This is a genomic window from Photobacterium marinum, assembly GCF_000331515.1.
Lineage (GTDB): Bacteria > Pseudomonadota > Gammaproteobacteria > Enterobacterales > Vibrionaceae > Photobacterium > Photobacterium marinum.
In genome coordinates this window covers 72,617-86,779 of record NZ_AMZO01000020.1, presented here as the reverse complement: position 1 = coordinate 86,779, position 14,163 = coordinate 72,617, and the positions used below count along the sequence as shown (strand labels likewise).

At 48.0% G+C, this 14,163-nt stretch carries 16 protein-coding genes; 13 read left to right on the top strand and 3 right to left on the bottom strand.

What is annotated here, in order from left to right; all coding sequences use genetic code 11:
- The first annotated feature begins 2 nt into the window (after positions 1-2).
- On the top strand, positions 3-428 hold the full coding sequence (locus C942_RS13535) for an LPP20 family lipoprotein (RefSeq protein WP_007466522.1): 426 nt from the start codon (positions 3-5) through the stop codon (positions 426-428).
- 309 nt (positions 429-737) lie between these two features.
- Here the strand turns inward: C942_RS13535 and C942_RS13530 are convergent, their stop codons facing one another.
- From C942_RS13530 to flgA, 3 genes are all read right to left on the bottom strand, one after another.
- Positions 738-1,166, bottom strand: a complete 429-nt coding sequence (locus C942_RS13530; protein WP_007466521.1) for a flagella synthesis protein FlgN — start codon at positions 1,164-1,166, stop codon at positions 738-740.
- A gap of 43 nt (positions 1,167-1,209) precedes the next feature.
- Positions 1,210-1,533: a flagellar biosynthesis anti-sigma factor FlgM gene (flgM, locus tag C942_RS13525; protein ID WP_007466520.1), complete on the bottom strand. Its 324-nt coding sequence runs from the start codon at positions 1,531-1,533 to the stop codon at positions 1,210-1,212.
- A gap of 73 nt (positions 1,534-1,606) precedes the next feature.
- Positions 1,607-2,314, bottom strand: coding sequence for a flagellar basal body P-ring formation chaperone FlgA (flgA, locus tag C942_RS13520; protein ID WP_007466519.1), 708 nt, complete (start codon positions 2,312-2,314; stop codon positions 1,607-1,609).
- A 125-nt stretch (positions 2,315-2,439) separates the two neighbouring features.
- Here flgA and C942_RS13515 point away from each other — a divergent pair, with 125 nt between their 5' ends.
- From C942_RS13515 to flgK, 12 genes are all read left to right on the top strand, one after another.
- Positions 2,440-3,357, top strand: a complete 918-nt coding sequence (locus C942_RS13515) for a chemotaxis protein (protein WP_007466518.1) — start codon at positions 2,440-2,442, stop codon at positions 3,355-3,357.
- Between the two features lie 26 nt (positions 3,358-3,383).
- Positions 3,384-4,214 carry a CheR family methyltransferase gene (locus C942_RS13510; protein WP_007466517.1) on the top strand — a complete coding sequence of 277 codons (831 nt, stop codon included), beginning with the start codon at positions 3,384-3,386 and terminating at the stop codon, positions 4,212-4,214.
- A gap of 235 nt (positions 4,215-4,449) precedes the next feature.
- The gene (flgB, locus tag C942_RS13505) at positions 4,450-4,845 is read left to right on the top strand and encodes a flagellar basal body rod protein FlgB (protein ID WP_007466516.1); all 396 of its coding nucleotides are present in this window, start codon (positions 4,450-4,452) and stop codon (positions 4,843-4,845) included.
- A gap of 3 nt (positions 4,846-4,848) precedes the next feature.
- On the top strand, positions 4,849-5,265 hold the full coding sequence (gene flgC / locus C942_RS13500; RefSeq protein ID WP_007466515.1) for a flagellar basal body rod protein FlgC: 417 nt from the start codon (positions 4,849-4,851) through the stop codon (positions 5,263-5,265).
- Between the two features lie 19 nt (positions 5,266-5,284).
- On the top strand, positions 5,285-5,998 hold the full coding sequence (gene flgD, locus C942_RS13495) for a flagellar hook assembly protein FlgD (RefSeq protein ID WP_007466514.1): 714 nt from the start codon (positions 5,285-5,287) through the stop codon (positions 5,996-5,998).
- 21 nt (positions 5,999-6,019) lie between these two features.
- Positions 6,020-7,327 carry a flagellar hook protein FlgE gene (flgE, locus tag C942_RS13490; protein WP_007466513.1) on the top strand — a complete coding sequence of 436 codons (1,308 nt, stop codon included), beginning with the start codon at positions 6,020-6,022 and terminating at the stop codon, positions 7,325-7,327.
- A gap of 239 nt (positions 7,328-7,566) precedes the next feature.
- The gene (flgF, locus tag C942_RS13485; protein ID WP_007466512.1) at positions 7,567-8,316 is read left to right on the top strand and encodes a flagellar basal-body rod protein FlgF; all 750 of its coding nucleotides are present in this window, start codon (positions 7,567-7,569) and stop codon (positions 8,314-8,316) included.
- A gap of 21 nt (positions 8,317-8,337) precedes the next feature.
- Entirely contained in the window at positions 8,338-9,126 is a 789-nt protein-coding gene (gene flgG, locus C942_RS13480; protein ID WP_007466511.1) for a flagellar basal-body rod protein FlgG, read from the top strand.
- 16 nt (positions 9,127-9,142) lie between these two features.
- Entirely contained in the window at positions 9,143-9,907 is a 765-nt protein-coding gene (flgH, locus tag C942_RS24915) for a flagellar basal body L-ring protein FlgH (RefSeq protein ID WP_036800150.1), read from the top strand.
- A gap of 42 nt (positions 9,908-9,949) precedes the next feature.
- Positions 9,950-11,011, top strand: coding sequence for a flagellar basal body P-ring protein FlgI (locus tag C942_RS24910; protein ID WP_036800235.1), 1,062 nt, complete (start codon positions 9,950-9,952; stop codon positions 11,009-11,011).
- Positions 11,012-11,038: 27 nt separating this feature from the next.
- On the top strand, positions 11,039-12,046 hold the full coding sequence (gene flgJ, locus C942_RS13465) for a flagellar assembly peptidoglycan hydrolase FlgJ (RefSeq protein WP_007466508.1): 1,008 nt from the start codon (positions 11,039-11,041) through the stop codon (positions 12,044-12,046).
- Positions 12,047-12,276: 230 nt separating this feature from the next.
- Positions 12,277-14,160 carry a flagellar hook-associated protein FlgK gene (gene flgK / locus C942_RS13460; protein WP_007466507.1) on the top strand — a complete coding sequence of 628 codons (1,884 nt, stop codon included), beginning with the start codon at positions 12,277-12,279 and terminating at the stop codon, positions 14,158-14,160.
- Positions 14,161-14,163 lie beyond the last annotated feature (3 nt).

Genomic DNA, 14,163 nt, shown 5'->3' with positions numbered 1-14,163 from the left:
TTATGCGTTATTGGTTAATGCTGGTAATTGTCTTACTGGTTGGTTGTCAGCCTCTGACCCAGATCCCAAATAAAGATTTGATCACTGCCGTGGGGTATGCCTCTATCAGTGAGCAACGTGGAAGAACGTTGGAAGAAAAGCAGGTGCGTGCGATGCGAGCATCCAAATTGGATGCTTACCGTGAATTAACTGAACAGGTTTATGGTATGCGTATCAGTGCCCGTGCCGGCTTGGAAGATCAGCAGCTGGGAATTGAAAATACCGACGGCGCAGTCGATGGCATCATTCGTGGTGCGAAGGTAATTCGTAGTTATCCTGTTGGTGACAGCTACGTAACGGAGATGGAACTTGATCTTCGTCAGATGGATCGTATGAAAGAGCACGGAGAAGTGTATCACGTTCCGACAAACCAAGAGACGTTGTTCTAGGAATTCATCTGAGCAATCTGATTTGGAACTGAGAGAATAGGCGAAGCGATGTATTTACACGCTTCGCCTTTTTGATCTGATTGGATAATGAAGCATGAAGCATGAAGCATGAAGCATGAAGCATGAAGCATGAGTTAGCGAGTAATTTGAGATGATACTGTGATGAGGCAATGCTTGCTGCACGAGTTTTATGTAAAAAAACTGACTTTAGCGGTGTCTTTGGGGGGGAGAAAAACGCCTGACGTTTACGATGACGTATACAGCAGGGAGTTATGGGGAGAGGGAATAGGCACATTCGGTATGCCGCGCTTAGGCTTTGATATTTGTGCCAAGTGAGCGGATGTTTTGGGCAACACCACTACTGTTATAAGTCATTTGTTGTTTGCCACGGCTTTGCTGGAACAAGTTATTGAGTTTGTGGAAGCTAAGCTGGGCGCGCTGAAGAGCCTCGCCATTGACTTCGTTGATTTCTTTGCAGCGTGAGACAGTTGTCTGAATGGTTTCAATCTTCTCCGCCAGCTCCGGGTTTTCAGTTAACTGTTGTCGATGAGCATGACTCGCAATTTGGTGATCCTGCTGTTGTACCTTGTTTATCAAGGCCAGTTTGTCGCCTGCAAGCCGGGCAATATCTGCCGCTTTACGGGCGACTATTGCCTCTTTTTCTTGTTCCAGCAGGCGAGAGAGAGAAACTAGGGTCGCCAGTTGCAGCTCTAGTAACTGTTCAATGGTTTGGGACATCATTATCTCTCTGAATCACAAATTGCAAAGTGACAGGCTGCGTTTACAGACCACGCAGCTCATCTTCAAACTTCATCATATTTGACGCCAGTTTCTCAGCATCAATCTGATAGTCGCCATTGGTAATAGCTTCTTTGATTGCAGCGACTTTAGCGCTGTCAAAGCTGGGTTCAGCGGCGAGCTGTTGGTGAATTTGTCCGACAGCTTTACCTTGCGAACTCAGGGAAACAGCATCCTTTTGGCCGTTTCCGGAGGCCGCAAGCTGCTGATTTTTAGCTGCTTCTGACGTTGAGCCAGACGCGCTGTTGCTACTGCTTCGGGCCGTCGTCATCGGATGGCCGGAGCGTAGCTGATCAATACTTGCCATAAAATAAGCCTTTGAGCATTAAATTAGATACAGCCTTTGTTTCGGCCACCTCAAAAATAACTTTAGCATTAAATTAAAAATTTACGGTTACTTCACCAACGCCAGTGATAATACCATCGACAATACGCTTTGACTTAGTATTTTGAACCCGGATTTGCTCTCCGAGTGAGCCGTCAGACAGAGCTATTCCTTTTGTTACTATATTGAGTCCGTTTCCGCCGGCTTTGATCAGCACAGAATCATTACGGCAGACCAGGCAGATGTCACCACCTTCGACGGTGTCACCCATATTGACGTTTCTTTTGACTTTCGAACCGATGATTTGTTGCGGATTATCAAAAAGAATGCCGCGCTGGAAGCGGGTTTCAACCATTCTGATATCAAGGTTGGAGGCAGAAAGGACTTCGCCGCGGGAAAGGGGCTTCGCCGCAACCACTCGTGGTAGGAGCAGTTTAATACGCACTGGGACATAAACTTGCCAGTTTTCTGGCTCACAGCGAACTAAGACGGTAACATTACCGGATAGGTTCTGTTTACCGGGTATTGAGAGTTTAAGTTGGGCTGGACAGGGTGTCAGCTTGAGTCGGGAATCTAAATTTGCTGCTTTGACAGTGAGTTGTCCTTTTTCTGGCTTTTCGACAACATTTTTGACGAATTCCTCAGCGGTATGTTGTACTCTATCTAAGGTATTTTGCGGCGCTGCTGACATATTTGTGCTAAAGAAAATTGCCGGCAGGCCGATTAGTAATATTAAGAGTGTTAAATGTGTTCTTTGGGTCACGGTTTCTACTCTTCAATGCATAGTCTCAGGGGCTAAAATTAGTCTCGAAGCTCATCATACGTGTACGATAGGGCTGCTTATCGTACACGTATAGAAATAAAAACGCATAACATGGAGTCACCCTTATGTCGGGGATACTTGATTCAGTGAATCAGCGCACCCAGCTTGTTGGTCAAAACCGGTTGGAGCTATTAACTTTTAGACTCAACAGACGTCAGCGCTACGGTATAAACGTATTTAAAGTCAAAGAGGTGCTTCAGTGCCCTAAGTTGACTACAATGCCAAATTTGCACCCATTAGTAAAAGGGATTGCTCATATTCGCGGACAGACTATCTCTGTTATTGATATGAGCCTAGCAACTGGCGGCCGTCCAATTGATGATTTGGATAACTGTTTTGTGATCATCTCGGAATTTAACCGTTCGATCCAAGGCTTCCTGGTTTCATCTGTTGAGCGAATCATTAATATGAACTGGGAATCGATTCTTCCGCCACCGCAAGGTGCAGGTAAGGAAAACTACCTGACAGCGGTAACAGAAATCGATGACGAACTGGTAGAAATCCTGGATGTAGAAAAAATCCTGGATGAGATTTCTCCGGTTGATACCGATATCACAGGTACGGTACTTGAAGAGCTGGTTGATGATATGCCGGTTGTTCGTCGAGTGCTGGTCGCTGATGATTCCACTGTTGCTCGTAAGCAGATCCAGCGTGCAATTGAAGCTATCGGCTGCGAATGTGTAATGGTTAAAGACGGTAAGGAAGCCATCGAGCTGCTTAAGGAGATGGCGAAAGAGTCAAGTATCTACGAGCAACTTGCTCTGGTTATTTCCGATATTGAAATGCCGGAGATGGACGGTTATACATTAACGGCAGAGATCCGTAATCATGCCGACCTGAAAGATCTGCATGTAATCTTGCATACCTCTCTGAGTGGTGTCTTTAACCAGGCAATGGTTGAGCGTGTAGGTGCCAACGCATTCATCCCTAAGTTTAACCCGGATGAGTTAGGGGCTGCGGTTAAGGCCGCGATGCCGGAATAACCTGAATCCTGAATATAGAGTAGTAGATGACAGCTATAACAATAAAAGACCAGGAATACCGCGATTTTTGTCGTTTTCTTGAAGCGCAGTGCGGTATTGTACTTGGCGACAGTAAGCAGTATTTGGTACGCAGCCGTCTGAGTCCGTTGGTCAGCCGATTTTCGCTATCATCTCTTTCCGAGTTACTGCAACTAGTGATCAGTGGCCGTAATCGTGAATTGCGTGTAGCTGCGGTGGATGCCATGACGACGAATGAGACGTTGTGGTTCCGTGATACCTACCCATATACCGTTCTGGCTGATCGAATCTTACCGGATCTTGCGGCAAACAAGCGTCCGCTCAAGATTTGGTCATCAGCCAGTTCTTCGGGCCAGGAGCCGTATTCAATTGCGATGACTGTGCTTGAAACGCAGGCTCGTCGTCCTGGTATGCTCGCCAGTGGTGTACAGATCACGGCAACAGATATTTCGCAGACCATGCTGGAAACGTGTCGTGCCGGTATTTATGACAACCTGGCACTGAGTCGAGGACTTTCTCCGGAACGTCGCCGTACCTTCTTTGAAAATAATGGTGACGGCCGGATGAAAGTGAACGATAAGGTTAAGCGAATGGTTAATTTCCGTCCGCAGAACCTGAAAGACAGTTATGCGTTGCTGGGTAAGTTCGATGTGATTTTCTGTCGTAACGTACTGATTTACTTTTCGCCTGAAATGAAAGCGAAGGTACTGAACCAGATGGCCGCAAGTCTTAACCCTGGTGGTTACTTGTTGCTGGGAGCCTCTGAATCGTTAACGGGGCTGACTGACAAGTTTGAGATGATTCGCTGTAATCCTGGGATTATTTACAAGCTAAAATAGTTGCGGTGGGCTTCTCCGACAGGAGAGGCACAAAGCATGACATAGCTGTTTGGCATTAATTCCAACCGTATCGACTCCTGAGTAATCGAGGAACCTAATTCGTTCCTCGATACTCAATTCTCCTTCCCCCATTTTATCTTTTACTCACTTCTTCAATTTTCGACACTATTCTCACTGGCTTCAATTTTTGGCATACCCTTTGCTTATTTATCGGTAACGATTTTTGGAGGCAGTTATGTCTATCTCTTTTGATAAAGCACTAGGTATTCATCAGCACACCGTAGGTGTTCGCGCTAAGCGCGCGGAAACACTGGCAAGTAACCTCGCCAATGCCAATACGCCGGGCTATAAAGCAAAAGATATCGACTTTCAGCGGGCATTGAGTGCGGCAACATCGGAGGCAAAGATTGGCCTTAGCCGCACCAATAATCGGCATATCTCTGCCTCTACGACTTTGATGGGTGAGCAAAAGTACCGTGTACCGACTCAACCGGATACCGGTGACGGCAATACCGTAGATGCACAACTTGAGCAAAACCTGTTTATGCAGAACTCACTTGAATATCAGGCATCTCTCGACTTTCTGGGTTCTAAGTTCAAGAACCTGAGCAAGGCATTAAAAGGAGAATAATAAATGAGCTTGTTTAACATTTTTAATGTCAGCGGATCGGCGATGAGTGCAGAGTCAGTTCGCCTGAACACGACATCAAGTAACCTGGCTAACGCCAACAGTGTAAGTAGTTCTGCCGAAGAAACATATAAAGCGCGCCATCCGGTATTTGCTGCAGCGCTGCAGAGTGCCAGTTACCAGCGCGATGACAGTGTGCCAGTTCAGGTGAAAGGCATTGTCGAGAGCCAAAAGCCGTTACGTGCGGAATATAACCCGGATCATCCGTTGGCCAATGCTGAAGGTTATATCTACAAGCCTAACGTCAACGTAATGGAAGAAATGGCGAACATGATTTCAGCTTCTCGTTCCTATCAGAGCAATGTTCAGGTGGCAGATGCAAGTAAGCAAATGCTGATGAGCACATTGCAGATGGGTAAATAAGGGTTAAGGAGTATCTGTTATGACCGGTATTAACGGCGCAGGTCAAAGCACTCTGTCCTACCTTGACCAGCTCAAGGGGATGCAAGAGAAAAAGCTGCAGGAAGATCAGAAAGTTACCGGGCAAAATGAGCTCAAGCAAGAAGACTTTCTTTCCCTTCTTACCAAGCAGCTTGCGCAGCAAGACCCGTTTAAGCCTGTCGGCAATGATCAGATGATTGCCCAGATGGCATCATTTGCCACGGTTGACGGGATCACTCAGATGAATGAGCAGTTCGGCAGCCTTAACTCTGCCATGACGTCAAATCAGGCGTTGCAGGCTTCATCGCTGGTCGGGCGTGATGTGCTTATTCCGAGCGCAACCGGAGTTAAGAAAGGCGAAGGCGGTATGACCGGAATGGTGAAGCTGCCGAATGCAATTAACAATTTGATGGTCCGGGTCGAAAACGAGCAGGGCCAGCTAATTAAAACCTTCGACATGGGGGCTAAACCGGCAGGTGATCACCGTGTTGAATGGGATGGTAAAGACGATAGTGGCAATGCGTTGCCGGAAGGTCGCTACAAGTTGAAAGTATCAGGTATGCTTGATGGCGAAAACCGGGAATTCGATGTGTCTACCTATGCGAATGTCAACAGTGTGTTGCTTGGTAAAGGTGATGGCAATGTCATGCTTAACCTCGCGGGCTTCGACTCGCCATTTAAACTAGCCGAAGTTCTTGAAGTAGGCCAGGCATAAAGCTTTTAGGAGATTCATAACATGGGTTTTAATATTTCTCTGAGCGGTATCGGAGCGTCGCAGAAAGACCTTAATACCACAAGTAACAACATTGCCAACTCCAATTCTTATGGCTTTAAAGAGTCTCGTGCCGAGTTTGGTGACGTTTACTCTAACTCGGTCTTTTCGAATGCTAAGACCACAACCGGTGGCGGTGTTCAGACTTCTGTGGTAGCTCAACAGTTCCACGAAGGCTCAAGTATTTATACCAATAACCCGATGGATCTTCGTATTTCAGGCAGTGGTTTCTTTGCTGTTGCTGATGACCGACTTCAGCCTCAGAACAATAGCCTGACACGTAATGGTGCATTTCACCTGGACAAAGATAACAATATTGTTAACTCAGAAGGTCAGTACCTGCTGGGTTATCAGGTGGATCAGGAGACCGATCAGGTCACGTCTTATGAATCTCAGTCGCTGAAGGTACCGGACCAGTTTGGTCAACCACGGGCTTCAACTACGCTTAATGTCGGCGTTAACCTGCCAGCAGGTGGTGATCCGAAAGACCCTAAGCAATTTGATTTCAGCGATCCGAACACTTACAACAAGTCGACTTCTGTCACTATTTACGACTCACTGGGTCAGCCGTACAAGATGACGACTTACTATGTGAAAGATAATACAGCCTCAAACCGTTGGTCAGTTTTCTATACAGCAACAGATGCGAATGGTGAAAAGCCTGTCGATATCACTAATGGCGGCGCGTCAACAGCAACTGGTCAGAAAGGTAGTTTTATTGACTTCAACACTGACGGTTCCGTGGCATCGGTCAACGGCGGTAATCCGGTGATTGCCGAGCCTCTGGGAGCGGCTGGTGCGGGGCTGGATCTTAATGGTGCTGATGAAAATCAGGCACTGACTATTAATTTTGACGATCCGACTCAGTATGCTGCGCCGTTCGAAGTTCGTCGTTTCAATGAGGATGGTGCGACAACAGGTTACCTGGCTAAAGTTGATATCGATGCCAAAGGTTCGATTGTTGCGACTTATAGTAACGGTGAGAACGTTACCCTTGGCCGTGTAGGTATGGTACGCGTTCCTAACGAGCAGGGCCTGGTGTCTAAAGGCGGTACTCAGTGGGTGGTGAGTCAGGATTCTGGCGCAGCTATCTGGGGTGAAGCCAGCCAGGGCGCATTCGGTGCCGTTAAGAGTGGTACGCTGGAACAGTCAAACATTGATATGACTCAGGAGTTGGTGGATTTGATCACCGCGCAGCGTAACTTCCAGGCGAACTCCCGTGCTCTTGAAGTGGATAATCAGCTACAGCAGACTATCCTGCAAATTCGTTAATAAATAACGAGCTGCTTTTCTGGTAATCACGATATACAGAAAATAACAGTCGTGAGAATATTGCCGCTTGTTCTGCTAAGTGTCGAACAAGCGGCAAATTTTGTCCTTCACTGTCAGAAATTTGTCCTTCCTCTGCCTGTATTCTAAGGCCTTATTCCTAATTGTTTGATTTATAACACCATAATTCGGTGGCATAGTTATTGCTTAAAAATCATTAGAATGTGATTGGAGAGTCGATAATGGATCGCGCACTGTATTTGGCCATGAGTGGCGCTAAGCAAGATATGTATGGTATGCAGCTACATGCCAACAACCTTGCCAACGTGAAAACAACCGGTTTCCGGGCAGATCTTGAGCAGGCGCGAAGCATGCAGGCCTATGGTGAAGGTTTGCCGTCACGAGTGTTTGCGATGACTGAACGTCCGGGACAGGACTTTTCTCAAGGCGCGGTAATGACCACGGGACGTGATCTGGATGTGACTGTAGAAGGTGACGGTTGGCTGACGGTATTAGATGCCTCTGGCCAGGAAGCTTACACCCGTGCCGGTCACCTTAAGATTGACGAAACAGGTATGCTGCAAAACAGTAACGGCAACCTGATGTTGGGTGAAGGCGGCGCACCGATTTTCATTCCTCTTCCAATCAGCAAAATTGAAATCGGTAATGACGGGACAATTTCAGTACTTCCTCAGGGCGCTCCGCCGGAAGCGATGGAGGTGGTTGATCGCCTGAAGCTGGTTCGTCCTGATAACCGTGATTTGTATAAAGACGTCAATGGCTTGTTCAAGCCGAAAAATCCGGGTATGACTTATGAAGCGGATGCTGGTGTTACCTTGCTGAAAGGGGCGCTGGAAGGCAGTAACGTTAATGCCGTGGGTGAAATGACAAGTATGATCGATTTGCAGCGTCATTTTGAAATGCAGGTCAAATTAATGAAAACCGCAGAAGAGATGGATGCTGCGTCTTCTTCACTGCTGCGTTTAGGCTAAACCGATAATAAGGAATAAAACATGCATCCAGCTTTATGGGTAAGTAAAACCGGTCTTGACGCCCAGCAAACAAATATCTCGACCATTTCTAACAACCTGGCTAACGCCTCGACTGTAGGTTTTAAAAAGAGCCGGGCTGTATTTGAAGACCTGTTCTACCAGAACATTAACCAGCCGGGTGGCCAGTCTAGTCAGGATACCGAACTGCCATCAGGTCTGATGCTGGGGGCCGGTTCGAAAGTGGTCGCGACCCAGAAGGTCTTTACCCAAGGTAATACCCAGACGACCAATAATGCAATGGATATGATGATCGAAGGTGACGGTTTCTTCCAGATCCTGCTGCCTGACGGCAACATCGGTTATACCCGTAACGGTCAGTTCACTATCAACGCGGAAGGTCAGCTGGTAACCAGTGGCTCGGGTTATGTGGTTCAGCCGGAGATTGTAGTACCGGAAGATGCCGTAGCAATTACTGTTGGTACTGACGGTGAGGTGTCTGCCCGTATTCGTGGGCAGCAACAGAACCAGGTGCTGGGTCAGATCACAACCGTTGATTTCATCAACCCGGGCGGCCTTGAACCAATCGGCCAGAACTTGTTCTTGCCAACCGGTGCCAGCGGTGATCCTCAGGAAGGTGTTCCTGGTCTTGACGGTTTCGGTTCTATTCGTCAGTCGATGCTGGAAACATCGAACGTAAATGTTACGGAAGAACTGGTGAACATGATTGAAGCTCAGCGCGTGTACGAGATGAACTCGAAAGTGATCTCGACCGTCGACCAGATGCTGAGCTACGTTAACCAGCAGCTATAACAGGAGTAGAGTGGCAATGAAAAAACTTCTTGCAGGTGTCATGATTGTCCTCTCCGGATGCACTCAGTTGCAGGTTGAAGAATCTGATGTCAGCCAGGCGACAACCATGGTCGATGCTGTAGAAGGCTCAACTGAACAAGGGCCTTCTCTGATTGAAATGATGCGTCGTCGTGAAGATCCTCAAGCTGGTGATCCGGCATGGACAGGTATACGGCCGCAGGAAAAACCAGAACATTATGCCGCTGCAACGGGCTCTTTGTTTGATGTGAATGGTGCTCAGGACTTGTATGACGACACCAAACCTCGTGGTATCGGCGATATTGTCACTGTATTACTGGAAGAAAAAACCCAGGCCAAGAAAAGTGCCAGCTCAGATCTGGACAAGTCGACAGATATGTCGATGGATCCGCTTCAGCTAGGTGGTAAGGCGGTGACTATGGGTGATCGCGACCTTTCTTATGAAGTTAGTAATGCCAATAAATTTGCAGGCAGCACATCAGCAGACCAAAGCAATAGTATCAAAGGCTCTATTTCAGTTGAGGTTATCGATGTTCTGTCAAATGGCAACTTGTTGGTGCGAGGAGAGAAATGGCTGACACTGAATACCGGAGATGAATATATCCGCCTGAGCGGCACGATTCGTCCGGATGACATCAGTCAGGAAAATACAGTTGCTTCCACCCGAATAGCCAATGCACGTATCCAGTATTCCGGTACCGGCGATCGTCAGGATGTCCAGGAGCAAGGCTGGCTGGCTCGTTTCTTCAACGTTAGTATCTAACGGAGTTTCATAGTGAAATTACGGACTTTTTGTCTTGGTTTGATGATGTTTCTGGCCCTGCCGTTACAGGCGGCAAGGATCAAAGATGTTGCCGCTGTTGCCGGAGTACGGAGTAACCAACTGGTGGGTTATGGTCTGGTTGTGGGTTTGCCAGGTACAGGTGAAACCACCCCGTTTACCGACCAGAGCTTTAATGCCATGCTGCAAAACTTCGGCATTCAGTTGCCGTCGGGCACTAAGCCGAAAACCAAAAACGTTGCCGCAGTGGCCGTAAATGCCACTTTGCCGCCATTTACCAAGCAAGGCCAGTCCATTGATATTACGGTATCTTCGATTGGTTCTGCCAAAAGTCTGCGCGGTGGTACTTTGCTGCAAACCTTCCTTAAAGGTCTGGATGGAAAAGTCTACGCGATTGCCCAGGGCAGCTTGGTCGTAGGCGGATTTAGTGCCACTGGTGCTGACGGTTCAAAAGTTGTCGGTAATAATCCGACCGTAGGCCGTATTTCAAACGGAGCGATTGTTGAGCGTGAAGTGCCAAACCCGTTTGGTCGTGGTGACTTCCTGACCTTTAACCTCTATGAGTCAGACTTTACTACCGCTCAGCGTATGGCTGATTCCATCAACCAGTTCCTTGGCCCGCAAATGGCAGCAGCTGTTGATGCGACATCAGTACGTGTTCGTGCGCCGCGGGATGTCAGTCAGCGTGTGGCATTTCTGTCGACAGTTGAAAACATTGAGTTTGATCCGGCAGAAGGGGCGGCAAAGATCATTGTTAACTCCCGGACCGGTACCATTGTCGTTGGCCAGAACGTGAAACTGAAACCGGCGGCAATCACTCACGGTGGTATGACTGTTTCAATTAAAGAAAACTACTCGGTGAGTCAGCCAAATGGTTTCTCTGGTGGCAATACGGTGGTTGTACCAAACTCTGACATTCAGGTGACAGAAGAAGATTCCCGGATGTTTAAATTTGAGCCGGGTGTTACATTGGATGAATTGGTACGTGCCGTTAACCAAGTGGGTGCGGCTCCGTCAGACTTGATGGCTATTTTGCAGGCGCTAAAACAGGCAGGCGCTATTGAAGGCCAGCTGATTATTATTTAATTGAGGTTTTAGGGTCTCGAGGGTGATATGAAAACAACTGATCCGGGTTTTATCCATGATATATCCAACCTTGAGCGATTGAGGGCGGGGATCAAAGAAGATGAAGGGGCGTCTTTGAAGGCTGCTGCACAGCAGTTCGAGGCGATCTTTACTCAGATGTTGTTTAAGTCGATGCGCGAGGCCAATGAAGCCTTTGAATCTGACCTGATGAGCAGTAGCAATACCAAGTTCTTCGAGCAGATGCATGATGAACAGATGGCTAGTGAGCTGAGTGCGACAGGCTCCCTTGGTTTGGCTGATCTGATTGTTGAGCAGTTGGGTGGCGAAGAGCTAAAAGAGAAAGCAAAAGCTGATTCATCCGATAAGGAGCAGGCTCAGGATTTACCGCTTCGTCCGGCTGCTCCTCAGGAAAAGCCGTTGGATGATGTGTTTGCCTCCCGGAACGATGATAGCCAGCCTCAACTGGTAAATTCGCCGTGGAAAGCTGTGCCACAATCTCCTGCTCCACAGCCTGAAGCCATTGCACCTGCTGCTATTGCTTCAATGAACCGGGTTGACATGGAACAAAGGTTCGAATCACCGGAAGACTTTGTATCCCGCATGCGTCCTTATGCCGAGAAAGCGGCTAATGCGTTGGGTACTGATCCGTCGGTCTTGATTGCCCAGGCTGCGTTGGAAACCGGCTGGGGTAAGAAAGTGGTGAAGAATGCTGTCGGATCGAGCAATAATCTTTTTAATATCAAGGCCGATCCTCGGTGGTCCGGCTCAAAGGTCGCGACCCGAACACTGGAGTTTCACAATGGTATTCCTGTTCAGGAAAATGCGGCTTTTCGTTCTTATGACAGTTACCAGGAAAGCTTCAACGATTATGTCAGCTTTTTGAATACTAACCCGCGATATTCGGAAGCATTGCAACAGCCAGAGGATCCGGTGACGTTTATCCGTAATCTGCACAAAGCTGGTTATGCCACCGACCCGAATTATTCCGATAAGATCATCAGCGTGATGGATCGGGTTAATAAAATAATGAAATAAGAAGGAGAAGCGTGCAAGAAAGTAAAGGCTATAGGTTATTCTAGTGCTTTAACTGATATTTTGACTCGCCACTCGCTTCGGCAACCCTTTGCCCCAGCTTAAAAAAACACCACTCCCTCAATGTTCTCCCTCTTTAAAATCAAACGGTTAACAGTGATGCAAAAGTTGGAACGCTTTTTGCAATATAAACCCTAGATGTATTGTAACCCCCTCAAATTACTGGAGGCTTCATGGGGTTTGACTTGCTCAATATGGGTACCCAGGGCGTTTTGACTGCTCAACGGCAGTTAAATACGACCAGCCATAACATTAATAATGTTAATACTGAAGGCTACAGCCGTCAGTCTGTGGTACAGCAAGCTAATGACCCTATGTGGTGGGGGGGCAACCAGTATGGTACCGGTGTACATGCGGCAGAAGTTCGCCGCGGTTACGATCAGTTTGCCACCGATGAGCTAAACCTGACTACCACTAACCTTAGCTACGCAACAGAACGTGAATCTCAGCTTGGTCGCCTGGACAGCATGTTGGCAAATAGCGCCAAGAAAATTCCAGAGGACATGAACCAATGGTATGACTCAGTGAAAGCGCTGGCTGACAGCCCAAGTGATATGGGGGCCCGTAAAGTAGTGCTTGAAAAAGCGAAGCTGGTGGCGGCAGGGCTGAACGACAATCATACCATTCTTACTCGTCAGAAATCTGAAACCAATGAAGCGCTGTCACGCACGCTGGGACGTATTAACGATATCGCCAAAGAGTTGGTGGATGTGCACAAAGCATTGGTGAAGTCGCCTGTTTCAAAGCACGACAATGATTTGATGGACCGCCATCAGAACTTAATCAACGAGCTGTCTGAGTACACCAAGGTTAGTGTTTCCCGCAAGAATGACGAAACTTTCAACATTATGATCGGCAGCGGTCATACCCTGGTCTCGGGCACCGAATGCAGTGAACTGCGCATGGTGAACGGCAAACCAGATCCGCAGCAGACTCAGTTGGCAATTGTTGAAGGTAAATCGCTTAAGACCATCCGTAACGATGATATTGGCGGCAAAATGGCAGCAATGTTCCAGTACCGTGATGAAACCCTTTCCCATGCGATGGATGAGATGGGGCGTATTGCTATCGGTTTTGCGGAGTCTGTGAACAACCTTCAACACCAGGGCCTGGATTTAAATGGTCAGGTGGGGGAGAACATGTTCCGCGATGTTAACGATTCGGCAGTTGCGGCGGCAAGGGCCATGTTGCCACCGGGTTCGACCGCTGATGTGAAAGTGTATATCGAAGATTTGAATGCGCTGAAAGTTGGTGAGTATGACCTGAAGTTCGATGGCAGTCAGCACACCTTGGCATTGCCTGATGGTTCTCAGCAGAAAGTAATCCCGAGTGGTAATCCTCCCGCTTTTATGGTGGATGGTTTCCGGGTTGAAATGGATGCGCCGATGAAGGCAGGCGAACGCATTGTTTTGCGTCCTACCCGCTCAGCGGCCGGTGAAATTGATGTACCGATGACTGATCCGGCAAAAATTGCCGCCCAAAGTTATCTGAGTTCAGTAACGAAGACCCAAGGACAGGCGCCGTTTAACATTACCAGAGCTGGTGGCCTGACTGAGTTTCAGGTAGCGGTATCACCGGATGCCACTCAGTTTGCCGTTCTGGATATGAAAGGCAATATTTTGCAGGCTCCTCAGCCTTACCCGCCGACAGGAGAAGTTAATGTTGGTGGTACCGCATTCACTCTAGGGCAGGGAGCGGTTGGTGGTGACCTGTTTGCCGTTAACCTGAACGATGCTGATGGTGACAACGGTAACCTGATTAAAATGCAAACGTTGCAGTCAACCAAGATGATGGATGACGGCCGCTCAACAGTGATTGATGTCTACCAGGGGCTGAATACCGAAATGGGTGTGCAGAAAGCATCTGCAGCCCGCCTAAAGGAAGTTGGTCTGGTAGAGAAAGATGCGGCGGAAAGCAGGGTGGCTGAGATTGCGGGCGTTAACCTTGATGAGGAAGCGGCGAACATGATGAAATTTCAGCAAGCCTACATGGCCTCGTCACGGATCATGACGGTGGCGAATGAAACTTTTGACACGCTACTTAATGCGTCACGCTAATAG